Origin of the sequence: Roseivivax sp. THAF197b, from assembly GCF_009363255.1 — a bacterium.
In the GTDB taxonomy this organism is placed as follows: Bacteria; Pseudomonadota; Alphaproteobacteria; order Rhodobacterales; family Rhodobacteraceae; genus Roseivivax.
The window spans coordinates 2,283,975-2,309,861 of the sequence record NZ_CP045318.1 but is presented as its reverse complement, the minus strand read 5'-3'; the positions used below and the strand labels follow the sequence as shown (position 1 = coordinate 2,309,861).

The window sequence follows — 25,887 nt, the reverse complement described above, 5'->3', positions numbered from 1 at the left end:
CCGGGTTTTGCGGCTTTCCGACCACAAGTGGCGGAGGATCGCCAACCGCCGTGTATTTGCGTCAGCAATTCGGCTATTCTCGCCCGCGGTTGCCTCCAAGTAACCAGAACCAAGACTAAACACGGGCCGATGGCTGAGGCAGCGTTACGCCCGTACACCGGAAACAGGAGACAGAAATGTCCAAGAGCATCAAGCTTCTCGCCCTCTTCGGCTTCGTCACCACGCTGGCCGCATGCGGTCAGCAGTCGACCGAAGAAGAGTTCATCATTGTCGAGCCGGAGCCGATTTCGACCGAGCCCGTCTACACCGGCAAGTACAAGTAAGTACGTTCGGGGGCGGGCTTTCGAGGCCGCCCCCAACCCCGCCGCCTGCATTCCGGGCCGCTTCGTTCCAACGGGTGCTTTGACATTCGCAGAGACGGAGGCGGGACGATGATCAAGCATCGCGGCTTCCCGGGGCGTCTTCCCGGCACCGATTTCCAGTTCACCCTGCGCCGCGCCAACCCCAAGGGCGCCACGCCGATCATCCGTCGCGAACGGTTCGCCGACCGGCGTCCGCCCGACAAGCGCGCGGATCTGTGGTTCATGGCGGCCCTTTGGGACCATTTCGGGACCGAACCCTTCGAGCGCGGCAATCTCGATGCGGGGCGCCTTTCATGGCTTTTCGGGCGCGAAGTGCTGCCGCTCGACGATCCGTTCGACCCAAAGGATTACGAAGCGCGCCTCATCATCGACGAGCGCGCCGCCCGTGCGGCCTTCCCCGAGGCCATCGATGGGGATCTCTGGGCATGAATATGCCGATCGCCATACAATTTTGGCGGGAACGAGCCGATTTCCGCGCACGGGATTTTCGGCGCTTTTCAGACGTGATTCTCCGTGGCAGCGTACACATGTCCCCTAAGGGGTCGCACCCGGTGAGGCGTTCTTGCACGCTTTCATATCACCGTTACCCTTCCCCTGCCGGGCGGTTCAGTCCATCCCCGAACTGGCCGCCCGGTTTTTTCTTCCGCAGGACACGCTCCGGTTGTATGGCTGCGCTGGAAACCGCCCACGTGCGGCGCTTTGACGTTTTTCGGTGGAACTCCGCCGACGACGCGTGTGTTACTCTGTCGTATAGAAAAAATCTGTCTCAGAGGGAGCATACAGAATGCGTAATCTTGCAAAAATCACCGCCGTCCTTGCGCTTACAGGTCTTGCCGCATGCGGTGACACGCTTGGCGAACAGGCACTCATCGGTGGCGCCGTTGGCGCAGGCACGTCGGCAGCCGTGGATGGCGATGTCACGACCGGCGCCGTGGTCGGCGCGGCAGGCAACATCGCGTATTGCCGGACCTATCCGGAGCGCTGCTGATCTGACATCCCGGGATGCCACGCGCATCCCGACGCAGACGACTTTCAAGACCATCCGGGCACATCGCCCGGGTGGTCTTTTTCGTGGGACATATCCCGGCGAGGCCTTGCTTCGCACGGGCAGCTGAAAGGGACAGCCATGTTCAAGAAGATCCTGATCGCCAATCGCGGGGAAATTGCCTGCCGGGTCATCAAAACCGCGCGGGCCATGGGCATCCAGACGGTCGCCGTCTATTCCGATGCGGACAAGAACGCGTTGCACGTGGAGATGGCGGACGAGGCGGTCCATATCGGCCCGCCGCAGGCCAACCAATCCTACATCGTGATCGACAAGATCATGGAGGCCATCCGCCAGACCGGCGCCGAGGCCGTGCATCCGGGGTATGGCTTCTTGTCGGAGAACCCGAAATTCGCCGAGGCGCTCGAGGCCGCGGGTGTCGCGTTCATCGGCCCGCCCAAAAAGGCCATCGAGGCGATGGGCGACAAGATCACCTCCAAGAAGATCGCCCAGGAGGCGGGGGTGAGTACCGTGCCCGGCTATATGGGCCTGATCGAGGATGCCGAGGAAGCGGTGAAGATCTCCAACGAGATCGGCTACCCGGTGATGATCAAGGCCTCGGCAGGCGGCGGCGGCAAGGGCATGCGCATCGCCTGGACCGACGAGGAGGCGCGCGAGGGCTTCCAGTCGTCCAAGAACGAGGCCGCGAACAGCTTCGGCGACGACCGCATCTTCATCGAAAAATTCGTCACCCAGCCACGCCATATCGAGATCCAGGTGCTGGCGGATGCCCATGGCAATTGCCTCTATCTCAATGAACGCGAATGCTCGATCCAGCGGCGCAACCAGAAGGTCGTGGAAGAGGCGCCGTCGCCCTTCCTCGACGAAGCGACGCGCAAAGCCATGGGCGAGCAATCCTGCGCGCTGGCCCAGGCGGTGGGCTACACCTCCGCAGGCACGGTCGAATTCATCGTCGATGGCGACAAGAACTTCTACTTCCTCGAGATGAACACCCGCCTGCAGGTGGAACATCCCGTGACCGAGCTGATCACCGGCATCGACCTGGTGGAGCAGATGATCCGCGTGGCGAATGGCGAGGCACTGACGCTGAAGCAATCCGATATCGGCATCAATGGCTGGGCCATCGAAAACCGCCTTTACGCCGAGGATCCCTATCGCGGCTTCCTGCCGTCGATCGGGCGTCTGACCCGCTACCGCCCGCCCGCTGAAGGTCCGTTGGGTGACGGGATCGTGCGCAACGACACCGGCGTCTTCGAGGGCGGCGAAATCTCGATGTATTACGACCCGATGATCGCCAAGCTCTGCACCTGGGGGCCGGACCGCGCGACCGCGATCGAGACGATGCGCAATGCGCTCGACAGTTTCGAGGTGGAGGGGATCGGCCATAACCTGCCCTTCGTGGCAGCGGTGATGGATCATCCCAAATTCGTCTCCGGCGACATGACCACCGCCTTCATCGAGGAGGAATATCCCGGCGGTTTCGAGGGCGTGAGCCTGAGTGACGCCGAACAACGCCGGGTCGCGGCGGCTGCCGCCGCGATGAACCGGGTCGCCGAGATCCGCCGGGCGCGCATCTCCGGCACGCTCGACAACCATGAGCGTAAGGTCGGCGACAACTGGAACGTCGCGCTGCAAGGCGTTGATTTCGATCTGACAATCGCGGCCGACCCGCAAGGTGCAACGGTGCGCTTCCCCGACGGGACCGAACACCGGATCACGGGCGACTGGACGCCGGGCGACCAGCTTGCGCGCATGGATGTGGATGGCGCGCCCCTGGTGATGAAGGTGGGCAAGATCTCGGGCGGGTTCCGCATCCGCACGCGCGGCGCGGATATGAAAGTGCATGTGCGCACGCCGCGTCAGGCCGAACTCGCGCGCCTCATGCCCGAGAAGGAAGCCCCTGATACCTCCAAGATGCTGCTTTGCCCGATGCCGGGCCTCATCGTGAAGGTGAACGTCTCCGAGGGTGACGAGGTGCAGGAGGGGCAGGCGCTCTGCACCGTCGAGGCGATGAAGATGGAGAACATCCTGCGCGCCGAACGCAAGGGCGTGGTCTCTAAGGTCAATGCCGGTCCCGGCGACAGCCTCGCCGTGGATGACGTGATCATGGAGTTCGAGTGATCCGATGACCGCGCAGGCCGCATATCCGCAAGACCGCGTGGGCCCGCCCGCGCGGGTCTACCTGTCGGGCGTGCCTGTCCGGTCGCGGATTTCCTGCTGCCGCGCGGGCAGCTTGTCGATGGAGCGCGAGAGCTCGCGCACATCCCAAGGAAACGGTTTGCGCAGCACCCGGGTGCCATCCTTGGCAATCAGCACCATCATAAAGCCGCGTGGGCGCAATTCGGTCCGGATCGCACCGCGTGCCGCGGGGTCCGTGTCGGTCAGCACGATCACGTCCCGATCCTCGAGTGCATCCATCCGGTCGGTGATGAACTGCATCTGCTGGACGTATCGCGGATCGGCGGCGTTGTCGGCGAACACGACAAGCGGGCGCTTCAGCCAGAGAAACTCGTCAAGCGTGCGTCCCTCGGCACTCTGGATCAGGCCGGGCGGTTCGGTCTCCGCGCCGTCGGCGGCATGGGCCGGAAGGGCAGTCAGCGCGGGCAGCGCCGCGATCAGGGCGAGCGTCGTGAATAATCTGTTCATGTTGTCAGATATATGCGGAACGCCGCGCATTTCTAAGGATGCATTGCCGCGGGCGTTCAAAAAATCGGCAATTAATCAGGAGATAACGCCTGTGGCCCTATTGTGCCGCCCGATCGGCAACGCAAGGACGGGCGCGCAACATGGACATCATCCTGCATCTCGGGGCGCATCGCACCGCCTCGACGAGCTTTCAGCGCTATATGCGCAGCGTGAGCGATGCGCTGGCGGCGGGCGGGACCGGCTTTTGGGGGCCGGGGCGGACGCGGAAGGGGCTCTTTCACCGCGTCGGCACGCGCGAGGCGCGGGATCGCGACCGGGGCCGCGTGCAACTGGCCCTCAATGGCGCGGCGCGGCACGGTGTCGCGCGACTGGTGATCTCGGACGAGAACATGATCGGCAATGTGCGTCGGAATATCGCGCAGGCCGATCTTTATCCCGATATCGGCGAACGTCTGGCGCGGTTTCGCGCGGCCTTCGGGCCGGTGGCGCGGGCGCATCTGCAGATCCGGGCGCTGGATCTCTATTGGGCCTCGTCCATGGCGTTCTGTCTACCGCGGGGGATGCCGCTGCCCCGGCCAGATGGTCTGGCGGTGATGACGCGTCATGCGCGCGGCTGGCGCGGCGTGATAGAGGATGTGGCCTCGGCACTGCCGGAAACCTCGATCACCGTCACCCCGTTCGAACGCTTCGCGGATCAGCCCGACCGGCTTCTGGCGGAGATGACGGGCCTGAGCCGGGTGCCGCGCAATATCCTTCGGCCCTGGGTCAACATGTCTCCGGATTTGCCCGCGTTGCGGCAGGTTCTGGAAGATCGCGGCGAGCCTGCCATTGCATTGGGCGCGGGGCCCGGGCGCTGGATGCCTTTCCTGTCCGATCAGGCCGCGGCGCTGCGCGAGACCTATCAGGACGATATCTACTGGCTGCGTGCCGGGGCCGGGGGCCTCGCGCGCTACGAGGACGCGCCCGACAGGGCCGATCCGGCGAAGACCGGGCGGCCTGCGGCGCAAGCAAGAGGACCGACCGATGAAACCGACCACCAACGATTGGCGGGCGCTGGCTGAGAAGGAGCTTAAGGGAAAAAGCCTCGACAGCCTGACCTGGAACACGCTCGAAGGCATCGACATCAAGCCCCTCTACACCGAGGAGGATGTGAAGGACCTGCCCCATATGGGCACCATGCCGGGGCTGGAGCCGTTCACCCGGGGCGTGAAGGCCACGATGTATGCGGGCCGTCCCTGGACCATCCGGCAATATGCGGGCTTCTCCACGGCGGAGGAGAGCAATCGCTTCTATCGCCGCGCGCTCGATGCAGGCCAACAGGGCGTCTCCGTCGCCTTCGATCTGGCCACCCATCGCGGCTACGACAGCGACCACCCCCGCGTCGTGGGGGATGTAGGCAAGGCGGGCGTCGCCATCGACTCGGTCGAGGACATGAAGGTGCTCTTCGATGGTATCCCGCTCGATCAGGTGTCCGTGTCGATGACCATGAACGGTGCGGTGATCCCGGTGCTCGCCAGCTTCATCGCCACCGGCGAGGAGCAGGGCCATGACAAATCGCTCCTGTCGGGCACGATCCAGAACGACATCCTGAAGGAGTTCATGGTCCGCAACACCTATATCTATCCGCCCGAGCCTTCGATGCGGATCATCGCGGATATCATCGAATATACCTCTGCCGAGATGCCGAAGTTCAACTCGATTTCGATCTCGGGCTATCACATGCAGGAGGCCGGCGCGAACCTCGTCCAAGAGCTCGCCTTCACGCTGGCCGATGGCAAGGAATACGTGAAGGCCGCGGTGGATCGTGGCATGGATATCGACAAGTTCGCGGGTCGGCTTTCGTTCTTCTTCGCCATCGGCAAGAACTTCTTCATGGAAGCCGCGAAACTGCGCGCGGCGCGCATGCTCTGGCACCGGATCATGACCGATCTCGGCGCGCAGAACCCGCGCTCGAAGATGCTGCGCACCCATTGCCAGACGAGCGGCGTCAGCCTTGCCGAACAGGACCCTTACAACAACGTCATCCGCACCGCTTACGAGGCGATGTCGGCGGTCCTGGGCGGCACGCAGTCGCTGCACACCAACGCGCTTGACGAGGCGATCGCGCTGCCCACCGATTTCTCGGCCCGGATCGCGCGGAACACCCAGCTGATCCTGCAAGAAGAGACGGGCGTGACCAATGTCGTTGATCCGCTGGCGGGCTCTTACTACGTCGAGAAACTGACCCATGACCTGGCGGAGGCCGCCTGGGCCATGATCGAGGAGGTGGACGAGATGGGCGGCATGACCAAGGCCGTGGAGTCGGGCATGCCCAAACTGCGGATCGAGGAGGCCGCCGCCCAGCGTCAGGCCAAGATCGACCGGGGCGAGGACGTGATCGTCGGCGTGAACAAGTACCGGCTCGCGAAGGAAGACGATCTCGACATCCTCGATATCGACAATGCCAAGGTCCGCGACGGCCAGGTCGCCGCGCTGGAGCGGATCCGCGCCAACCGCGATCAGGCGGCCTGCGACGCCGCCCTGTCGGAACTGGAACGCCGCGCTCAAGAGGGTGGCAACCTTCTGGAAGCCGCGGTTGAGGCGGCGCGCGCACGCGCCAGCGTAGGGGAGATCTCGATGGCCATGGAAAAGGTGTTCGGACGCCATCGCGCCGAGGTGAAGACGCTGGCCGGTGTCTATGGCGCGGCCTATGAGGGCGACGAGGGCTTCGCCGCGATCCAGAAATCGGTGGAGGATTTCGCGGAAACAGAAGGCCGTCGCCCGCGCATGCTGGTCGTGAAGATGGGCCAGGACGGCCATGACCGCGGCGCCAAGGTGATCGCCACGGCCTTCGCCGATATCGGCTTCGACGTGGATGTGGGGCCCCTGTTCCAGACGCCCGAGGAGGCCGCGCAGGACGCCATCGACAACGATGTGCACGTCATCGGCATCTCGTCCCAGGCCGCGGGCCACAAGACGCTCGCGCCCCAGCTGATCGAGGCGCTGAAGGCCGAAGGCGCGGGCGAGATCCTCGTGATCTGTGGCGGCGTGATCCCGCAGCAGGATTACGACTTCCTGAAGAAAGCGGGGGTGAAGGCGATCTTCGGGCCGGGGACCAACATTCCCGAGGCCGCGCAGGATATCCTGCGCCTCATCCGCGAAGCGCGCGCCTGAGGGCGAACATCGATCAAGCGACCGTCACGCCTGTGACGGTCGGTCGCCAAAAGAGCGTTTTTGGGAAAGGTGAAGCGCAAGGGTAGCGCTGTCGGGATCATCGCCGCGCTTGCGTTACGTTCGAGGTCCTCAGCGCCGAAACAAGTCGCGCCGATCTGCCGGTCCACCCCGCACCGTCCGTTCCACCGGGTTCAACGCCGTCTCGAGGGTGGCGCGGGGCTTCACCTTTCGCATGGCGCGGGGCGCCCCCCTGCCATGTATCCCGAGCCTCGCGCAAATTGGTTAAGGCGGGATGAACAGCTTAGGCGCGTTTTGCCTGCCTGGGGATCCCCAAGGCAGGGCCGGGCGCAGCCGCGGAGGGGGGATCCGCCAAGACAGCTTCACCTTTCCCGAAAACCGCCGGGAGTGAATTGGCCGCTTGCGGCCAAGAGAGGGCAGCGCCCTCTCATCCGTCCGGTGAAGCAAAGCTTCATTGGACATGACAAGCGCGGGCGCTCGGCGCCCGCACCGCCGGATCAGGGAATGATGCGGGTGTACTTGGACCCTTCGAGGGTCGCGCCCAGCCGCAGCCCTGCCTGACCGAAGACCACGGCGATCACGGGCGCTGTTGAGGTCAGCGTTTCGGCGGCCAGCGTCTCGCCGCCCTCGGGAATGGCGTATTCCACGTTGGCGCCCGCCGACCAGCCGGGCGAACGGCGGAAATTCATCAGCGATTCCTGCGTCATGAAAAATAGAACATGCGCATATTGCTGTGCGCCGATCTGCAGACCGCCCGAGGCCTTGGTGACCGAGTAGTAATCCACCGTCACACCGCCCACGCGCAAGGCGCCGCGACCATATGCGCCGCCAAGTCCGAGACCCGCCTCGGTCACCAGCGGCATCACGATGATGCCCGACGCCTTGTCGCGCAGCTGGGTCGTGCCGGGATAGGTCCGGTACAGGGTGGAAAGCGTGGAATCGACGCGCGCATCGATCACGGCTGCATTGTTCGTGCCAATGCCGTTATTGCAGGCCGCCGTCAGCCCTGTCGCGCCAAGCGCAAGGGTGAAGCCGCGTCGGGTCAGATGTGTCATTGTACCGCTCTTTGTTTTTTGCCTGGTTTTTGCCTGATATGCCGGGGCCGCGAAGGCCCGGCGCCGGTCTTTCGCCGGTTCATGTGCAAAATATCGCCCATGGGCGAAAATGTCACCCGATATTGGGCGCTTTCGGCGTGAAACCGCTATCCGTTGAGGAGTTTTGCGGCAGCCGGGGCGAAATAGGTCAGGATCCCGTCGCAGCCCGCGCGTCGGAAGGCCATCAGGCTTTCCATCATCACCCGTTCACCGTCGAGCCAGCCGCGCTCCGCAGCCCCTGCGAGCATCGCGTATTCGCCCGACACCTGGTAGGCGAAGATCGGCGCGCCGAAGGCCTCTTTCACCCGCGAACAGATGTCGAGATAGGCCATCCCCGGTTTGACCATGACCATATCCGCGCCCTCGGACAGGTCGCGCGCCACGAGCCGCAGTGCCTCGTCGGTATTGGCCGGGTTCATCTGGTAGGTGGTCTTGTCGCCCTTGAGCGCGCCCGAAGCGCCCACCGCATCGCGGAAGGGCCCGTAGAAGGCCGAGGCATATTTCGCCGCATAGGACAGGATGCAGACCTTGTCGAAGCCCTCGGCCTCCAGCCCTGCGCGCATCGCGCCAATGCGGCCATCCATCATGTCCGAAGGCCCGATGATGTCCGCGCCCGCGCGCGCCTGGCTCAACGTCTGTTTCACCAGCGCCTCGACCGTGCGGTCGTTGACGATCTCGCCATCCTCCACAAAGCCGTCATGGCCGTCGATATTGTAGGGATCGAGCGCCACATCGGTCATAACGGCGATGTCCGGCACCGCCTCCTTGATGGCGCGGGTGGCGCGGTTCGACAGGTTCTCGGGGTTCCAGGCCTCGGCGCAATCGGCGGTCTTGAGGGCTGGATCGGTATAGGGAAAGAGGCAGATCGCCGGGATGCCCAAGGCATGCGCCTCGCGAGCCGCGGCCACGACGCGGTCCACCGACAGACGGTTCACGCCCGGCATGGAGGCGATCGGCTCGACCACATCCTCGCCATCCCGCACGAAGACCGGCCAGATGAAATCGGAGGGCGCGAGCGTCGTCTCGGCCACCAGGGCGCGCAGGGCAGGCGATTTGCGCGTGCGGCGAAACCGTGTGGCGGGGAAGGGGGCGTGGAGCGGCTGCATGGGCGGACTTTCGGTCGTGACGATGTGCCCGCTCTTGATGTCCGGTCTGCCGCGCCAAGTCCAGCCCGCGCCGGGCCTGCGCGGCGGCAACATTCCGGCCCAAGCCGCGCCCGGACCCTCTGGGCAAGCCTTCACCGCCCCGTTAGACAGTCCCCATACTCAAGGTCCGGAGGCCCTGTTTGGACTGGCATCTCAAAGTCTTCGAAGTGATCGACATGCGATCCTTCTCGAATCTGTGGTTCTGGATCGCGCTCGCCGTGATGTGGTCTTCAGCGAGCCATTGGGTGCTGGGCGTGCCCTTCGACATGGTCGGACGGGCGGCCAAGAATGGCGGGCAAGCCGAAAGCGATCTCGAAGATCTCGTGCGCATCAATGCCAATCGTCTGCTCTTCATCGCGGCCGAAGCCGGCTTGTGGCTGACCGGGCTCGGTGCCTTCGTGCTGTCGATGCTGGCGATTTCGGGTTTCGGCTTCGGAGTGGAACTGGCGCAGGCGCTGTTCCTTCTGGGCATGCCGATGTCGATCGTCGCGCTTCTCAGCACGCGCACGGCCCGCATCATCCGCGAGGACGCGCTCCACGGCGCGGGACTGCGTCGTCGCTTGTCGCGGCACCGGGTGGGCGTGCAGGCCATCGGTATGGTGTCGATCTTCGTGACCGCGTTATGGGGCATGTACCAGAACATGGCCGTCGGTCCCTTCGGCGGGTGACTTGACGCGCCGCTGCGGGCGGGCCATTTGCCCATGCCATGGCAGGTAATACGCAGATCAAGATGGGCGGCGCGCCCGAGGGTTTCGACGCGACCCTCTTGTTGCGCGAGGTGGACAAGGCCGAAGGGCCGGTCGTCTTCGTGGCGCGTGACGACAAACGCCTGACGCGCATGGCCGAGGCGCTGGCTTTTTTCGCGCCGGACATGCCGGTCCTGTCCTTCCCGGCCTGGGATTGCCTGCCTTACGATCGTGTCTCGCCCAATGCCGATATCTCGGCCGCGCGCATGGCCACGCTTGCAGGCCTCGTTCATGGCGGCCCGTCGCGCTTCGTTCTGCTGACCACGCTGAACGCGGCGACCCAGCGGCTTCCGGCACGCGACGTGCTGCGCGAGGCCTCCTTCACCGCCAGCGTCGGCGACCGGATCGATGAAGAGGGCTTGCGCAATTTCCTCGTGCGGATGGGCTTCAGCCAGGCGCCCACGGTGATGGAGCCCGGCGATTACGCCATTCGTGGCGGTATCATCGACGTCTTTCCGCCGGGCGAGGGCGGGCCCGTGCGGCTCGATCTTTTCGGCGACGTTCTGGATGGAGCCCGGCGTTTCGATCCGGCCAGCCAGCGCACCACGGACAAGTTGTCGGCGGTGGAATTCGCGCCCGTATCCGAGGTCATTCTGGACGAGGCCGCGATCACGCGCTTCCGGCAGAATTACCGGATCGAGTTCGGCGCGGCAGGCACCGACGATCCGCTCTATGAGGCGGTCAGCGCGGGGCGCAAGCATCAGGGGATCGAGCATTGGTTGCCTTTCTTTCATGAACGGCTGGAGACCCTGTTCGATTACCTGCCGGGCGCGCCTGTTCTGCTGGACGATCAGGCCACGCCCGCGCGGATTGCCCGCTGGGAGCAGATCGCCGATCAATACGAGACGCGGCGGCTGGCCCTGAAGGAGAAAAGCCGCCTCGATTCGGTCTACAAGCCCGCGCCGCCCGAGCTGCTCTATCTCGACGAGGAGGCCTGGGACGCGGCAGTTGCGGATCGCCGTAAGGTGCAATTGTCGCCGCTGCCGCAGGCCACGGGGCCGAACACGGCGGATGCAGGCGGGCGCCTCGGGCGCAACTTCTCGCCTGAGCGGCAACAGGAAAGCATCAGTCTTTTCAAAAGCCTGGCGGATCATGTCAAGAAAAAGCTCGAAGACGGGCCGGTCATCATCGCCTCCTATTCCGAAGGCGCCCGCGAACGTCTGGGCGGGCTCATCGAGGATGAGGGGCTGGGCGAGGCGATCGAGATCGCCAATGGTACGCGGATCGGCAAACGCGGGCTCTACCTCGCCGTCTGGGCGCTGGAGCACGGCTTTGTTGGTCCCTTCGGCGACGGCCACGCGACCTTCATCTCCGAACAGGACGTTCTGGGTGACCGGCTGATCCGGGCACCGAAGAAAAAGCGCCGGGCGGAGAATTTCCTGACCGAGGCGCAATCGCTGGCACCCGGCGATCTGGTCGTGCACGTCGATCACGGCATCGGGCGCTTCCAGGGCATGGAGGTCATCACCGTCGCGGGGGCTGCGCATGAATGCCTGACGCTCGAATACGCCGAGGGCGCGCGGCTTTATCTGCCGGTCGAGAATATCGAGCTACTGTCGCGCTACGGCCATGAAGAAGGCCTTCTTGACAAGCTGGGCGGCGGCGCGTGGCAGGCGAAGAAGGCCAAGCTCAAGGAACGCATCAAGGAGATGGCGGACCGGCTGATCCGCATCGCCGCCGAGCGCGCGCTCCGCAAGGCGCCGGTGCTCGACCCGCCGCCGGGCGCTTGGGACAGTTTCCTTGCGCGCTTCCCCTATCAGGAAACCGACGACCAGATCCGTGCGATCGAGGATGTCGTGAGCGACATGACCAGCGGCCAGCCCATGGATCGTCTGATCTGTGGCGATGTGGGCTTTGGCAAGACGGAAGTGGCGTTGCGCGCCGCGTTCATCGCCGCCATGTCCGGCGTGCAGGTCGCGGTGATCGCGCCCACCACGCTGCTGGCGCGCCAGCATTACAAAAGCTTCGCCGAACGCTTCCGCGGCTTCCCGCTTCAGGTGCGGCCGCTGTCGCGCTTCGTGTCGCAGAAGGACGCCAATGCCACGCGGGAAGGGCTGGCCAAGGGCACCGTCGATATCGTCGTCGGCACCCATGCGCTTCTGTCGAAATCGGTGAAGTTTCAGAACTTGGGTCTCGTCATCGTCGACGAGGAGCAGCATTTCGGCGTCGCTCACAAGGAACGGCTGAAGGCCTTGCGCTCGGACGTGCATATGCTGACGCTGACCGCGACCCCCATCCCGCGCACGCTGCAGCTCTCGCTGTCGGGCGTGCGGGATCTGTCGATCATCGGCACGCCGCCCGTCGACCGGCTCGCAATCCGCACCTATGTGAGCGAGTTCGACGCCGTCACGATCCGCGAGGCGCTTTTGCGCGAGCATTACCGCGGCGGGCAGAGCTTCTATGTCTGCCCGCGGGTCAAGGACCTGCCCGAGATCGAGGAATTCCTGCGCGAGCAATTGCCCGAACTGTCCTACGTCGTAGCCCATGGCCAGATGGCGGCGGGCGAGCTCGACGACAAGATGAATGCCTTTTACGATGGCAAATACGATGTCCTGCTGGCCACGACGATCGTGGAATCCGGCCTCGACATTCCCACGGCGAATACGATGGTCGTGCATCGCGCGGACATGTTTGGACTTGCGCAGCTTTACCAGATCCGGGGCCGGGTGGGCCGTTCCAAGACGCGGGCCTATGCCTATCTGACGACGAAGCCGCGCGCCAAGCTGACCGCCACGGCGGAAAAGCGGCTGCGGGTTCTGTCATCGCTCGACACGCTGGGGGCGGGCTTCACGCTCGCGAGCCAGGACCTCGATATTCGCGGTGCCGGCAATCTTCTGGGCGAAGAGCAATCGGGCCAGATGCGCGATGTGGGCTACGAGCTCTATCAATCGATGCTGGAGGAGGCGATTGCCAAGATCCGCTCCGGCGAGGTCGAGGGCATTCAGGATTTCGACGAGCAATGGTCGCCGCAGATCAATCTGGGCGTGACCGTGATGATCCCCGAGGATTACGTGCCCGATCTCGATGTGCGCCTTGGGCTCTATCGGCGCTTGTCGTCGCTGACCACGAAGGTCGAGCTTGAGGGCTTCGCGGCGGAGTTGATCGACCGTTTCGGCAAATTGCCCAAGGAAGTGAACACGCTCCTGCTGATCGTGCGCATCAAGGCCATGTGCAAACGGGCTGGGATCGCGAAGCTCGACGGGGGCCCCAAGGGGGCGACGATCCAGTTCCACAACGACAAGTTCGCGGCGCCCGAGGGGCTGATGGAGTTCCTGCACGCCCAGAAGGGGCTTGCGAAGATCAAGGAGAACAAGATCGTCGTGCGGCGGGATTGGTCCTCGGACAAGGCAAAGATCGAAGGGGCCTTCGCCATCGCCCGCGACCTTGCGGAAAAGGTGCGCGACGCGAAGAAAGCCAAGAAGGCCGCGAAGGCGAAAGCCAAGGCCTGAGCGAAAAGCCGCAACGTGTCCTTTGGTCCCATTCCGTCGCAGGCGGGGCGGGTGCCAGTCTTCCCTTACGTCAACGTAGGGAGGAATGGAGATGTTGGACACAAGCGCAAGCAATCAGACGCAGGCCGTGCTGGACGACCTCAATGCCGCCTTGGCCCAGGGCGACCCGGCGGCGGTTGCGCGGCTTTTCACCGATGACAGCTTCTGGCGCGACCTTGTCTCGGTTACCTGGAACCTTAAGACCGTCGAGGGTCCGGGCGGTGTCGAGGACATGCTCAAAAGTCAGCTCGACCATGTGAAACTGCGCGATTTCAAGCTGCAGGACGGCGAAATACCCGCCGAGGAGGGCGGCGTGATCACCGCCTGGATCAATTTCGAGACGGCGACGGGGCGTGGCGAAGGTCTGATGCGCATCCGCGACGGCAAGATCTGGACGCTGTTGACGGCGCTCTACGAGCTGAAAGGCTTCGAGGAGCCGAAAGGCCACGGCCGTCCGCTTGGCGCCAAGCACGGCGCGGATCCCGATGAGAAGACATGGCGCGAAAAGCGCGAAGAGGAAATGAAGACGCTGGGCTACGAGACCCAGCCCGACACGCTCATCATCGGCGGCGGGCAGGGCGGCATCGCGCTTGGCGCGCGGCTGCGGCAATTGGGCGTGCCGACTATTATCATCGAGAAGAACGAGCGGCCCGGCGATAGCTGGCGCAACCGCTATAAGTCGCTCTGCCTGCATGATCCCGTGTGGTACGACCATTTGCCCTATATCAAGTTCCCCGAGAACTGGCCGGTCTTTGCGCCGAAGGACAAGATCGGGGACTGGCTCGAGATGTATACCCGCGTGATGGAGCTGAACTACTGGGCCAAGACCGAGGCGAAGTCAGCAACGTACGATGAGGCCAAGGGCGAATGGACCGTTGTGGTTGACCGCGACGGCGAGGAAGTCACGCTTCGCCCCAAGCAGCTGGTTCTCGCGACCGGCATGTCGGGCAAGATGAACAAGCCGTCTTTTCCGGGCGAGGACAGGTTCAAGGGGGAGATCCAGCACAGCTCGGAACATCCCGGCCCCGACGCCTATACCGGCAAGAAATGCGTCGTGGTGGGCTCAAACAATTCCGCCCATGATATCTGCGCGGCGCTTTGGGAAGCGGGCGCCGACGTGACCATGGTCCAGCGCTCCACCACGCATATCGTGCGGTCGGACACGCTGATGGATATTGGTCTTGGCGCGCTTTATTCCGAAGAGGCGGTCGCGGGCGGCGTGACCACCGAGAAGGCGGACATGATCTTCGCCTCCTTGCCCTACCGCATCCTGCACGAGTTCCAGATCCCGCTCTACGAGCAGATGAAGGAGCGCGACAAGGACTTCTATGACGGGCTCGAGAAGGCGGGGTTCCGGCTGGACTGGGGCGCGGATGGCTCGGGCCTGTTCATGAAATACCTGCGGCGCGGCTCCGGCTATTACATCGATGTGGGCGCGAGCCAGCTCATCATCGACGGCAAGATCAAGCTCGCTCATGGGAAAGTGAAGGAATATTCTGAAACCGGCGTGGTGCTGGAGGACGGGACCGAACTGCCCGCCGATTTGGTGGTGCTGGCCACGGGCTACGGCTCGATGAATGGCTGGGCGGCGGACCTGATCAGCCAGGAGGTCGCGGACAAGGTGGGCAAGTGCTGGGGCCTCGGCTCTGACACGCCGAAGGATCCGGGGCCGTGGGAAGGCGAGCAGCGCAACATGTGGAAGCCCACGCAGCAGGAGGCGCTGTGGTTCCATGGCGGCAACCTGCACCAGTCGCGGCATTACTCGCTTTATCTCGCGCTGCAGCTGAAGGCGCGGATGGAGGGGCTGGAGACGCCTGTCTACGCGTTGCAGGACGTGCATCACACCGGGTGATCCCGAAAGGGGTTTCGCCGCGCCGGCGCGCGGCGACCGGCGGGGGGGCTGTCGCCCCCCGTTTTTTTTGCGCTTCACCTCAGGTGGTGCGAGGGGCGGCAGGCCGGGCTGTGCGTTTTTTTGGAAAGGTGAAGGGTAAGGGGCGTTGCGCGTGAGAGGGCAGGGCGCGCGGTCTCTGCGTCGAGGAGCCGAGGGCGGAGAAGGCCGACACCTGGCGGCCCGAGGGCGCGCGGCGGGTGCGGAGTTTACAGGATCAGGGGCATTCGGGCGGCGCAGATCGGCGAGGCCGGTAGCTTGAAAGCGTTGGGCTGCGGAATAGTGGGCGGGCTTCGGGTGGCGGCATGCGGTTCAGGTTTCGCCGCGCTGGCGCGCGGCGACCGGGGCGGGGGCTTGCGCCCCCGCTTTCCAGCTCACGCGCGGCGGCGGCGGCGTCCGCCTGCGCGGCCGCCTTCGGGGGCGGCGCCGGGTACGCGGTTGAACTTGATCCATTCGGCGCCGGACGCGTCATTGTCGGTCAGGAAGTTGGCGGCGCGGATGGCCTCCATCTCCTTGCCCGCACGCGGCTTGGTGGAGCCCAGACCGAAGAGGCGGCAGAAGGTCTCATCGTCCATGCCGTCGGGCAGGGCGATGCCTGCGGCCTCCACCTCGGCACGCTTCTCGGCGATCTTCGAGGCGGGGACCGGCAGGGCGATCGGGTTCATGATCGCGCTGGTCATGCCCGAGGCGATGGCCATGGGCAGGAACGCGTTGTTGATCCCGTGCCGGTTCGGCAGCCCGAAGGAGATGTTCGACGCGCCGCAGGTCGTGTTCACGCCCAGCTCCTCCCGCAGGCGGCGCACCAGCGTGAAGACCTGCAGGCCCGCCGTGCCCATGGCCCCGATCGGCATCACCAGCGGATCGACCACGATGTCATGGGCCGGGATGCCGTAATCGGCGGCGCGTTCGACGATCTTCTTGGCGACCGCGAAGCGCACCTCGGGGTCTTCGGAAATGCCGGTGTCATCGTTCGAGATTGCCACCACCGGCACGTTGTATTTCTTCACGAGCGGCAGGATCTGTTCGAGCCGCTCCTCCTCGCCTGTGACGGAGTTCACCAGCGGGCGGCCATGGGCCACTTCGAGGCCCGCCTCGAGCGCTGCAGGCACGGAGCTGTCGATGCAGAGCGGCACATCGACGAGTCCCTGCACGAGTTCGAGCACCTGGCGCATCAGCGGCGGTTCGGTCTCGTTCGGGTTGGGGTTCGAGTTGTAGACCACGCCCGCATTCACATCGAGCACGGTCGCCCCGGCTTCGACCTGCGCCACGGCGTCTTTCTCGACGGTCGAGAAATCGCCCGCTTCCAGTTCGGCGGCGAGCTTCTTGCGGCCCGTGGGATTGATCCGCTCGCCGATCACGCAGAAGGGCTGGTCGAAGCCGATGATCGCCGTCTTCGTTTTGCTCTCTAGGATGGTGCGGGTCATGAAAGGGAAACTCCTGTTTCGTCTGTGAGGCGCGCGAGGGCATGCTCGAGCGCGGGATCGGTGAAATCGGTCAGTGTCAGATGCGCGCCTGCCTGGCGCAGATCGTGATCGCCCAGGCTGGAGCGGATGCCGACCGTGAAGGCGCCGGAGCCGCGCGCGGCGCGGGCCCCCGAGGGGCTGTCTTCGAAGGCCACGGCGCGGTCGGGCGTGACGCCGAGACGGCGCATCGCCTCTTGGTAGGGTAGGGGATCGGGCTTGGCGCGCGGCAACTCGCCGCCGATCACCAATTCCTGCGCGAACTCGGTCAGGCCGAGCGCGCCCAGCATCGCATCGGCATTGTCGCGGGGCGCGTTCGTGACGATCCCGATGGCCCAGCCTGCGCGCGTCGCGCGTTCCATCAGCGCCAATGCGCCAGGCATGATCGGCGCGTCGATGCGCGCAAGCCTGTCGCGAAAGCGCGCCTCCTTTTCGTCGCCCAGGGCATGGGGGTCCTCGTCGGGAAAGGCCTCGGAGAAGATCGCAACATTCTCGCGGCCATGGATGTGCCGGTAGTAATCCGCAGTCTCGAAGGGCTTGCCGCGCTCACGATAGAGATCGCCGAAGACCTCGACATGGATCGGATCGGAATGGATCAGGGTTCCGTCGAGGTCGAAAAGCAGCGCGGCAGGCATTCGGTCTCCGATCAGAGGGTTGCGCGGGCAGGCGCCGCGGCCAGATGGCCCGCAGCCCAGTCGGCACTGGTCTTGATGCCGCCCAGCGGGAACAGATGCGCCCCCGCGATCAGGCTGTCCGGGTGCGCGGCCTTGTGGCGGGCGAGGTCGGCTGCGACCTCATCGGGCGTGTAGGGCAGCACCAGCTTGGTGACATCCATTGCGCGCTTCTGCAACACGCGCAGGGAGGGGCCTACGCCGCAGGCAATGGCGAACCGGATCAGCGTCTGCAATTTCGCGGGCCCCGCCAGCCCCACGTGAACGGGCAGGTGAATGCCGTTGGCCTGCAGGCGCTCGGTCCAGTCGATGATGGGCTGCGCCTCGAAGGCAAATTGCGTGGCCATGGCCATCTCCGCATCGGTCCGCTCGGAGAAGGCCTGCTTCCAGCGCGCGGCGTCCATGACGGCCTCTTCACCGCCCGAGACATCGATATCGCGATTGCCCTCGGGGTGACCTGCCACATGCAGATGGGTGAAGCCCGTGCGGTCGAACAATCCTGTTTCCAGCAATTGCATGGAGCTGTCGAAGGCGCCCCGCGGCTCGGCCACACCACCGGCGAGAATGAGGCCCTGCGTGACGCCTGCCTCGCCCTGGTAGCGCGCGATCCAGTCGGCGAGCATCGCCTGATCGGCGATGATCCGGGCAGGGAAATGCGGCATGACCGCGAAGCCGTCGCGCGCGAGGCGGGCGGCGGTTGCCACCATGTCCTCGATGGGCGTGCCGTCGATATGGGCGATGTAGATGCGCGTGCCCGGCGCGAAGAGCGTGGTGAAGTCCTCGACCTTTTCAGCGGTGCGCGGCATGACCTCGACCGAATGGCCGGAGAGAAACGCGCCGATATCGCCGCTCAGCGGGGCGGATTTGGTCTTGGTGCGGAAATTGAGCAGGGCCATGAGGAACTCCGTCGCGCGCCCGAGCGGTCTACGCCCGGCCATGGTTGTCGATCAGCGCCTTCAGCCGGGCCTGATCATAATCCGCCTCGATGCGCTGCGCCTCGGACGCGGCCACGTCGGCGGGGATGCCGTCCACGGAATAGGGATCGCCCTTGCGCCATTCTGCAAGATAGGCGTCGGTCTCGGCCGCACCCGACTTCATCGCGGCGCGGTCGATGGCCTGTTCGAACCGTTCGGGAAGCTGCACCTTGTCGGCACGGCGGCCCTTGCCCACGATCACCTGGGCGGGAATGTCGCGCCAATAAACGATGGTGACGTCGGGCATGGTTCGGCGGTTCCTTCTTCTTTCCGTATTGCATCCCTAGCGCGGGAGCCTCGGCGCGCGGCGTCGGTTTTCGACCCTCGATGTCCTGCGCGCGACCTAGGGGAAGAATAGGCCGCCCCCACGGGGATAACCACAGCCCGGGACTGGAAAACCCCTCACCTCAAAGCTGAGGGCTGTTCATGTTGCCGGGGCAAATCCCGGCATCTCCACGCCCGCGAGGTTCGAGATGCGGCGGAGGTCGCGGGCATAGCGCGCGCGCAGAACCTCCGCGTCTTCTGGGCTGAATTCGGCGATGGAGGGCCCGCTCTTGTCGTCGGCATACTCCGCGATCAGCCGACGTGTGGCGCCGACGCCCAGCTTGCGCCCCTCCGCGAAAATCGCCTGCATGGCGCGGCAGGCCGCGTCGGTGGGGCTGACATTGACCTGATCCGAGATGTTGCTGAGCGCTAACCCCTGCGTCTCCGGGATCAGGTGATGCAGCATCTCGATATGGCTGGGCCGGTCCTCCTGGCGCAGCACGACAAGCGCTTCGGGCTCCAGCGCGCGCAGGATGTCCCCGGCAAGATCGAACCAGCCGCGCTTCGATTTCAGCGCGAAAGGCACATAGGCCTCGAACGGGTCGATCAGGCGAAACTCGCAGCGTTTGCGATAGGCGGATTTGAGAAAGCTGTCATAGGAGCGGATGACCAGCAGCACCCGCCGGATGGGGCGCGTCATCTCCCTGCGCATGAAGACCAGACGATCATAGGCCGCGCCGTAAGGCCGGTCGGAGAAGAGCCCCTGAAAGCCCGAGGGGATATTTTCCTCGGAGATGATCGATTTGGGCGCCGCGTTCAGGTGGTGCTTCTCGATCTCCTCAAGCAGGAATTCGCGCCGCTCCTCCAGGTCGTTGCGGCGGAAATGCCGCGGGTCGGGCAGGCGCAGCTTCAGGCTCGACAGCGTCGCGGAATCGCGGTTGGCCACGGCCAGGTTGAAGCCTGCCTCCTCCAGCACCTGCTGGTTCAGCGCGAGGAATTCCTGGAACGACGAGGTGCCCGTACGATGCACCCCGAGGTGGAAAAACAGGCCCGTCCCGGCCTCCTCGGCAGGGGCATCTCGGGGCGAAATTCGGGCGGCGGTGTCATGCATGGGCAGATGATCGGGGTGCGTTCCGCGCACCGCAAGGGCAGGGGCGCGATTGGCCGGATTTTATGCAAGGATGCGGCTGCAGCGTGACATTGGCATTGCCGGAAGCGCCCGGAATGCTTATCGTTATAGACAAGTTGAAATCGAGAAAGGCGCGTAGTCATGGCGCCTGAGCGTCCCGGCGGAGCGGGCGCTTTCCCGAAACCGGTTGAGAGCCTCGCGCCCGCAACCCCAGATCCGGCGGAGCTTTATGCAGCGCTCGATCTGGGCACCAATAGTTGTCGCATGTTGATTGCCCAACCCAAGGGCAGTCAGTTTCACGTGGTCGACAGCTTTTCCAAATCCGTGCAGCTCGGCCAGGGGCTTGAGCGAACGGGCAGATTGTCGCGCAGTTCCATGGGCCGCACGATTGCGGCGCTGCGCGTCTGTCAGCAGAAGATCAAGCGTCACAAGGTCAAGCATATGCGGCTTGTCGCGACGGAGGCGTGCCGTCGCGCGGCCAATTCGCGCGACTTCCTGCGCCGGGTACGGCGCGAGACCGGCCTGCCGCTCGAGATCATCCAGACCGAGGAGGAGGCGCGACTTGCGGTGATTTCCTGCGCGCCCCTCGTCTCGACCCGCACCGAACAGCTTCTGGTGGTCGATATCGGCGGCGGCTCCACGGAGCTTGTCTGGATCGACCTGTCATCGGTGCCGCATCGCGACCGGCCGCGGGCGATCATGCGGCTCCATGCCGGGTTTCACACCACCGACAGTCCGTTTCCGGCGGCAAAGGTCGTCGACTGGATTTCCGTGCCGCTGGGCGTGGCAACCCTCCGGGACCAGTTTTCGGACGTGGAGGATGACGCTGCGCGCTATGCGCTCATGTCCTGGTATTTCGAGGAAAACCTCGCCGAGTTCGCGCCATACAAGGACGAACAGACGCGCGAAGGGTTCCAGATCGTCGGCACCTCGGGGACCGTCACGACCGTCGCCGCCTCGCATCTGGGGCTGCGCCGCTACGACCGGACCAAGGTGGACGGGCTGCGCATGACGTCGGATCAGATCGAGACGGTGATCCAGAATTACCTCGCCATGGGCCCGGACGGGCGACGGCGCGATCCGCGGATCGGGCAGGACCGGCAGGCGCTGATCATGTCCGGTGCGGCGATCCTGCAAGCGCTTCTGCGCTGCTGGCCCACGGACCGGCTGTCCGTGGCCGATCGCGGCCTGCGTGAGGGGTTGCTTTACGCCCAGATGTCGGCGCATGGGGTGCTGGAAGACGCGCCGTACTGAACGGGGCGCGGACAGGGGAAGGGCGATGGCCAAGAAAGTCGAAGACCGCAAAAGCTCGGGCCGGGGGCAGCGCGACCTCAAGGTCAAGGTGAAGTCCGCGCGCGGGCGCAAGCTGTCCTCGACGCGCTGGCTGCAGCGTCAGCTCAACGACCCTTATGTCAAGCGCGCCCAGGCCGAGGGCTATCGCGGGCGCGCGGCCTTCAAGATCCTGGAACTCGACGACAAGTACCGCTTCCTCGTGCCCGGTGCCCGCGTGGTCGATTTGGGCTGCGCGCCTGGCGGCTGGTGTCAGGTCGCCGTGAAGCGCGTCAACGCGCTGGGCGAGAAGGCGGGCAAGGCAACAGGCACCGTCCTGGGCATCGACCTGCAGGAGGTCGATCCGATCCCCGGCGCCGATATCCACGTTCTGGATTTCCTGGAAGACGGGGCGGATGACCGGGTCAAGGAGTGGCTTGGCGGCAAGGCCGATGTGGTCATGTCTGACATGGCCGCCTCCTCCTCGGGTCACAAACAGACCGACCATCTGCGCATCATCACCTTATGTGAAGCCGCAGCCGAACTGGCCTTCGACGTGCTGGAAGAGGGCGGTACCTTCGTCGCCAAGGTGCTGGCGGGCGGCGCGGAAGGATCGCTTCAGGCGCTTCTGAAGCAGCGCTTCTCCAAGGTCGCCAATGTGAAGCCGCCTGCATCCCGCAGCGATTCGTCCGAGAAATTCGTGGTGGCGATGGGCTATCGGCCGCGCAATGACGATCTCTCCGAGGACGAATAGCGCGCGGGGTCGGCCGGGCGGCTACCCGCCGCTTGCAGGCGGGCGCATCAGGCTCGTTCTCGCCCGTTCCCGTAACTTGTAAAGCGCCTCCGCTGTCAGCGGCGCGTCGCCCTCGCGGTCGGCCAGCCCCGTCTGGCGCCAGGCTTGGCGTTGGATCGCGAAGAGCTTGCGCAACTGCACGCTGCGCAGGCTCGGCGGTGTCGGGGTGAAATGGCGCATCGGGCTCTCCAGTCTCAGCGGAGGGCAGGATGCGTGGTTAATGCGGCCAAATCGCGGTGCGGTTGGGGAAAGGTCGGGGAGTTACGCCGCAAGCTCGCGGTTCAGCGCATCCATCACCAGCGCCACCGCCGGGGCCGGATCGACCGCATCGCGGTTGAGCGCGAAACGCAGGTATAGCCCGTCGACCAGCCCTGCGAGCCGTTCTGCCGTCTCGTCCGCACGCGCGCCGATCAGGGGGCGAAGGTCATGCACGAGGTTGGAATGCAGCCGCCGGTGATAGAGCGTCAGCAGGCGCTGCGCCTCGGGCGAGGTCTGCGCCAGCACATAGAAATTGAGCCAGGCGGCGATGGCGCCATCCTCGAACTGCATGTCGGCGAAGTTCTGGTGCAGGATTGCTTCCAGCCGGGCGCGCGGCGTCTCGCATCCTTTCAGGGCGCGCCGGATCTGCCTGCCGTAATCGCGCAGGATGGACCGCATGGCCGCGAGAAAGAGCCGTTCCTTGTCGCCAAAGTAATGAAAGGCCAGTCCCGGCGAGACGCCCGCGCGCTTGGCGATCTGACCCACCGTGACATTGAGCGTGCCTTTCGCGCCGATCTCGCGCAGGGTGGCGGCGATCAGCTGGTGGCGTCGGTCGGCTTCCTTGTTCATCGCGGCGTCTGTGCCTCTTTCCCAAGACTTCGGTTGCAATCTGAGTTTAGGCCGTTATTGATTGACGGGTCAATCAGCTTTTGCGGTGCGTGCCCAAGGCCCGCCGCCCGGAATTCAACAGGAGCGATGCGATGCTCGACTGGCTCACAAGCTACAAGATCCCCGTAGGCGACACCGCCGAGGCGATCTTCGACTGGATCCGTCAGAACTTGGGCTTCATGCTCGATGGTCTGTCCTGGATCATGGAGAATCTCATCGACGGCATCCTGTGGGTGCTGGAAACGCCGCATCCCTTCATCGTCATCGCGGCCTTCGTCGCCATAACCTGGCTGTTGCAGCGCAACTGGAAGACCTGCGCCTTCGTGGCCCTGGGCTTTCTCTTCGTGCTGAACCAGGATTACTGGGAAGAGACGCTGGAAAGCCTGACGCTGATCCTGTCGGCCTGTGTCGTCTGCATGGGGGTGGGGGTGCCCATCGGGATCGCCGCGGCGCATCGGCCCAAGCTTTACACCGCGCTGCGCCCGATCCTCGACCTGATGCAGACGCTGCCCACCTTCGTCTACCTGATCCCCGCCATCGTCTTTTTTGGAATCGGCATGGTGCCGGGCCTCATCGCCACGGTGATCTTCGTGGTGCCCGCCCCCATCCGGCTGACTTACCTTGGCATTGCCTCAACGCCGACTGCGCTGAAAGAGGCGGCGACCGCGTTTGGTGCCACGCCCAGCCAGTTGCTGTGGAAAGTGGAAATGCCCTCGGCCTTCCCGCAGATCATGGCGGGGCTCAACCAGACCATCATGCTGTCGCTGTCGATGGTGGTGATCGCCGCACTCGTAGGTGCGGACGGGCTTGGCGTGCCGGTGGTGCGCGCGCTCAATCAGGTGAACACGTCGCTTGGCTTCGAGTCGGGCTTCGTCATCGTCGTCGTCGCCATCATGCTCGACCGCATTCTCAACATGGGAGACCGCAAATGACGCATGCCGTTGAAATCGACAATGTCTCCATCGTCTTCGGGGACGAGCCGGAAACCGCCCTGCCGCTCATGGATCGCGGGATGGCGCGGCCCGATATTCAGGCCGAGACCGGGCAGGTGCTGGGCGTGCACGATTGCTCCATTGACGTTGAGGAGGGCGAGATCCTCGTGCTCATGGGCCTGTCCGGGTCGGGCAAATCCACGCTTCTGCGCGCGATCAACGGGCTCAACCCGGTGGTGCGCGGCGAGGTGCGGGTGAATGACGGCGGCACGATGGTCGGCGTGTCGGACGCCTCGAAGGACGAGCTGCGCCGCATCCGTCTCAACCGCATCGCCATGGTCTTCCAGCAATTCGGCCTTCTGCCCTGGCGCACCGTGCGCGAAAACGTGGCGCTGGGTCTTGAGCTCGGGGGCATGTCCAAGACCGAGCGCGACGAGAAGGCGAACGAGCAGCTTGGTCTCGTGGGCCTCGACGGTTGGGGCGACCGCAAGGTTGGGGATCTGTCTGGCGGCATGCAGCAGCGCGTGGGTCTTGCGCGCGCCTTTGCGACCGAAGCGCCGATCCTTCTGATGGACGAGCCATTCTCGGCGCTCGATCCGCTTATCCGCAACAAGTTGCAGGACGATCTTCTGGAGCTGCAGCAAAAGCTCAAGCGCACGATCATCTTCGTCTCCCACGACCTCGACGAGGCTTTCAAGATCGGCAACCGCATCGCCATCATGGAAGGCGGGCGGATCGTGCAATGTGGCCGTCCGCAGGAGATTTATTCAAACCCTGCAAATGATTACGTGGCGGAGTTCGTGGCGCACATGAACCCCTTGGGTGTGCTGACAGCACGCGACGTGATGGAGCCTGCCGAAGGCCAGCCCGCGCATACCGTGCCTGCAGAGATGCGCGTGGCCGATGTCATGCAGCATTGCGCCGATGCCGATGCGCCGGTGGGCGTGGAGCGGAACGGCAAGCTGATCGGTCAGGTGAGTGAGACCGGATTGCTGCGCCGTCTGCTTGATCCGCGCGGGCAGGGCTGACGGGCACGGGGTCGCCCGCTAAGGTGGCCCCAAAGCGACCCGCAAAGAGGCCCGAGCAGACATGCAGACCATAGCCGCCGCCGTGACCATGGTCCGGGACGATGCGTTCTTCCTGGACAAATGGCTGCGCTATTACGGCGAGATGTTCGGGCGCGAGAATTGCTACGTCATCAATCACGGGCGCGGCGACACGGTCGCCAAGATGGCTGAGGGCTGCAACGTGATCGGCCTGCCGGGCGATCCGCATCCCGCCTTCGAGCGCAAGCGCTGGCGGCTTCTCAATGCGATGGTCACCGGTCTTCTGGGCTATTACGCGCATGTGGTCGTGGGCGACGTGGATGAACTGGTCGTGGTCGATCCCGACAGCGGGCACACCCTGCTGAGCTGGCTCGAAGCCAAGAAACGGCCCCGCGTCTATACGCCCTTGGGCCTTGACGTGATCCACCGGATCGACCGCGAAGAGGCGGAGATCGGCAGCCATGTGCTGGGTCCGCGGCGTCATGTGAAGCTGCTGCCGCATCATTCCAAACCCTGCATCCTGGGCAAGCCTGCGCAGCTGTCGCGCGGCGGACATTTCGCCAAGGCCGAGAAGCTGAACACGCCCGACGCGCTGTATCTGCTACATCTGAAATTCTGCGATTTCGGCCAATACGTGGAGGCGATGAACCGCCGCAACGCCGTGATCGAGGAGATCGGCGTCGGCGTGCGCGACACCTCGATCGGGCGGCACTGGTTCGCCGAGGCGCGCGGCGAGGATCGTGCGGTCTTCGACGGGTTCGCGCGGATGGAAGAGCGGGATGGCTTCGATCTGGGTTGGCTGCGCGCGGAGATGCAGCAAAGCTGGCAACCGCGCGGCGAGACGGGGTTCTGGCAGTTCGACCGGCCGGATTACGGCCTGCAATATCAATTGCCGGAGCGGTTCTTCGGTCTGATCTGAGCCGCGCGCAGGGCTGT

At 64.7% G+C, this 25,887-nt stretch carries 24 protein-coding genes; 14 read left to right on the top strand and 10 right to left on the bottom strand.

The features are described 5' to 3' along the window. Positions 1-176: 176 nt before the first annotated feature. From FIV09_RS20410 to FIV09_RS11260, 4 genes are all read left to right on the top strand, one after another. Entirely contained in the window at positions 177-323 is a 147-nt protein-coding gene (locus tag FIV09_RS20410; protein WP_172975693.1) for a hypothetical protein, read from the top strand. A gap of 108 nt (positions 324-431) precedes the next feature. Next, a complete protein-coding gene (locus tag FIV09_RS11270; RefSeq protein ID WP_152450038.1) occupies positions 432-791 on the top strand; it encodes a hypothetical protein in 360 nt (119 codons plus the stop codon). A gap of 355 nt (positions 792-1,146) precedes the next feature. Beyond that, positions 1,147-1,350 (top strand): hypothetical protein, encoded by a 204-nt coding sequence (locus tag FIV09_RS11265; RefSeq protein ID WP_152450037.1) that lies wholly within the window; start codon positions 1,147-1,149, stop codon positions 1,348-1,350. A gap of 138 nt (positions 1,351-1,488) precedes the next feature. Further along, on the top strand, positions 1,489-3,489 hold the full coding sequence (locus FIV09_RS11260; RefSeq protein ID WP_152450036.1) for an acetyl/propionyl/methylcrotonyl-CoA carboxylase subunit alpha: 2,001 nt from the start codon (positions 1,489-1,491) through the stop codon (positions 3,487-3,489). A gap of 57 nt (positions 3,490-3,546) precedes the next feature. Here the strand turns inward: FIV09_RS11260 and FIV09_RS11255 are convergent, their stop codons facing one another. Next, positions 3,547-4,014 (bottom strand): DUF4174 domain-containing protein, encoded by a 468-nt coding sequence (locus tag FIV09_RS11255; RefSeq protein ID WP_152450035.1) that lies wholly within the window; start codon positions 4,012-4,014, stop codon positions 3,547-3,549. Between the two features lie 140 nt (positions 4,015-4,154). Between FIV09_RS11255 and FIV09_RS11250 the strand changes: the two genes are divergently transcribed. Both FIV09_RS11250 and scpA read left to right on the top strand, forming a co-directional pair. Next, on the top strand, positions 4,155-5,075 hold the full coding sequence (locus FIV09_RS11250; RefSeq protein ID WP_152450034.1) for a hypothetical protein: 921 nt from the start codon (positions 4,155-4,157) through the stop codon (positions 5,073-5,075). After that, positions 5,038-7,167 carry a methylmalonyl-CoA mutase gene (gene scpA / locus FIV09_RS11245; RefSeq protein ID WP_152450033.1) on the top strand — a complete coding sequence of 710 codons (2,130 nt, stop codon included), beginning with the start codon at positions 5,038-5,040 and terminating at the stop codon, positions 7,165-7,167. The genes FIV09_RS11250 and scpA overlap by 38 nt, the downstream gene beginning before the upstream one ends. A gap of 515 nt (positions 7,168-7,682) precedes the next feature. Here scpA and FIV09_RS11240 read toward each other — a convergent pair. After that, positions 7,683-8,240, bottom strand: coding sequence for a YSC84-related protein (locus FIV09_RS11240; RefSeq protein ID WP_152450032.1), 558 nt, complete (start codon positions 8,238-8,240; stop codon positions 7,683-7,685). A gap of 146 nt (positions 8,241-8,386) precedes the next feature. Then, complete coding sequence (gene hemB, locus FIV09_RS11235) at positions 8,387-9,385, bottom strand: porphobilinogen synthase (RefSeq protein WP_152450031.1); 999 nt, start codon at positions 9,383-9,385, stop codon at positions 8,387-8,389. Between the two features lie 179 nt (positions 9,386-9,564). Here hemB and FIV09_RS11230 point away from each other — a divergent pair, with 179 nt between their 5' ends. From FIV09_RS11230 to FIV09_RS11220, 3 genes are all read left to right on the top strand, one after another. Then, complete coding sequence (locus FIV09_RS11230) at positions 9,565-10,092, top strand: component of SufBCD complex (RefSeq protein ID WP_152450030.1); 528 nt, start codon at positions 9,565-9,567, stop codon at positions 10,090-10,092. Between the two features lie 38 nt (positions 10,093-10,130). Beyond that, complete coding sequence (gene mfd / locus FIV09_RS11225; protein ID WP_152450029.1) at positions 10,131-13,619, top strand: transcription-repair coupling factor; 3,489 nt, start codon at positions 10,131-10,133, stop codon at positions 13,617-13,619. Between the two features lie 91 nt (positions 13,620-13,710). Continuing rightward, positions 13,711-15,510 carry an NAD(P)/FAD-dependent oxidoreductase gene (locus tag FIV09_RS11220; protein WP_152450028.1) on the top strand — a complete coding sequence of 600 codons (1,800 nt, stop codon included), beginning with the start codon at positions 13,711-13,713 and terminating at the stop codon, positions 15,508-15,510. 410 nt (positions 15,511-15,920) lie between these two features. On the opposite strand, the gene FIV09_RS11215 is transcribed toward FIV09_RS11220, so the two are convergent. The 5 genes from FIV09_RS11215 to FIV09_RS11195 all read right to left on the bottom strand — a co-directional run bounded on the left by FIV09_RS11215 (position 15,921) and on the right by FIV09_RS11195 (position 20,026). Beyond that, positions 15,921-16,970 carry a methyltetrahydrofolate cobalamin methyltransferase gene (locus FIV09_RS11215; RefSeq protein ID WP_152450027.1) on the bottom strand — a complete coding sequence of 350 codons (1,050 nt, stop codon included), beginning with the start codon at positions 16,968-16,970 and terminating at the stop codon, positions 15,921-15,923. Next, the gene (locus FIV09_RS11210; protein WP_152450026.1) at positions 16,967-17,641 is read right to left on the bottom strand and encodes an HAD family phosphatase; all 675 of its coding nucleotides are present in this window, start codon (positions 17,639-17,641) and stop codon (positions 16,967-16,969) included. The genes FIV09_RS11215 and FIV09_RS11210 overlap by 4 nt, the downstream gene beginning before the upstream one ends. 11 nt (positions 17,642-17,652) lie before the next feature. Next, positions 17,653-18,573 (bottom strand): methylenetetrahydrofolate reductase, encoded by a 921-nt coding sequence (locus tag FIV09_RS11205; RefSeq protein ID WP_152450025.1) that lies wholly within the window; start codon positions 18,571-18,573, stop codon positions 17,653-17,655. 28 nt (positions 18,574-18,601) lie between these two features. After that, the gene (locus FIV09_RS11200) at positions 18,602-18,898 is read right to left on the bottom strand and encodes a virulence factor (RefSeq protein WP_152450024.1); all 297 of its coding nucleotides are present in this window, start codon (positions 18,896-18,898) and stop codon (positions 18,602-18,604) included. 177 nt (positions 18,899-19,075) lie between these two features. Next, positions 19,076-20,026, bottom strand: a complete 951-nt coding sequence (locus tag FIV09_RS11195; protein ID WP_152450023.1) for a hypothetical protein — start codon at positions 20,024-20,026, stop codon at positions 19,076-19,078. A gap of 159 nt (positions 20,027-20,185) precedes the next feature. On the opposite strand from FIV09_RS11195, the gene FIV09_RS11190 reads away from it, so the two are divergent. Both FIV09_RS11190 and FIV09_RS11185 read left to right on the top strand, forming a co-directional pair. Further along, positions 20,186-21,298, top strand: coding sequence for a Ppx/GppA phosphatase family protein (locus tag FIV09_RS11190; protein ID WP_152450022.1), 1,113 nt, complete (start codon positions 20,186-20,188; stop codon positions 21,296-21,298). A 25-nt stretch (positions 21,299-21,323) separates the two neighbouring features. Then, positions 21,324-22,067, top strand: a complete 744-nt coding sequence (locus tag FIV09_RS11185) for an RlmE family RNA methyltransferase (RefSeq protein ID WP_152450021.1) — start codon at positions 21,324-21,326, stop codon at positions 22,065-22,067. A 21-nt stretch (positions 22,068-22,088) separates the two neighbouring features. Here the strand turns inward: FIV09_RS11185 and FIV09_RS11180 are convergent, their stop codons facing one another. Further along, positions 22,089-22,286, bottom strand: coding sequence for a hypothetical protein (locus tag FIV09_RS11180; RefSeq protein WP_152450020.1), 198 nt, complete (start codon positions 22,284-22,286; stop codon positions 22,089-22,091). An 81-nt stretch (positions 22,287-22,367) separates the two neighbouring features. Then, the gene (gene betI / locus FIV09_RS11175; protein WP_152450019.1) at positions 22,368-22,934 is read right to left on the bottom strand and encodes a transcriptional regulator BetI; all 567 of its coding nucleotides are present in this window, start codon (positions 22,932-22,934) and stop codon (positions 22,368-22,370) included. A gap of 131 nt (positions 22,935-23,065) precedes the next feature. Between betI and choW the strand changes: the two genes are divergently transcribed. The 3 genes from choW (at position 23,066) to FIV09_RS11160 (ending at position 25,870) form a co-directional block, all read left to right on the top strand. Beyond that, the gene (gene choW, locus FIV09_RS11170) at positions 23,066-23,905 is read left to right on the top strand and encodes a choline ABC transporter permease subunit (protein ID WP_152450018.1); all 840 of its coding nucleotides are present in this window, start codon (positions 23,066-23,068) and stop codon (positions 23,903-23,905) included. Further along, complete coding sequence (gene choV / locus FIV09_RS11165) at positions 23,902-24,933, top strand: choline ABC transporter ATP-binding protein (protein ID WP_152450017.1); 1,032 nt, start codon at positions 23,902-23,904, stop codon at positions 24,931-24,933. The genes choW and choV overlap by 4 nt, the downstream gene beginning before the upstream one ends. A gap of 61 nt (positions 24,934-24,994) precedes the next feature. Further along, positions 24,995-25,870, top strand: coding sequence for a glycosyltransferase family 2 protein (locus tag FIV09_RS11160; protein ID WP_152450016.1), 876 nt, complete (start codon positions 24,995-24,997; stop codon positions 25,868-25,870). The last annotated feature ends 17 nt before the right edge of the window (positions 25,871-25,887 follow it).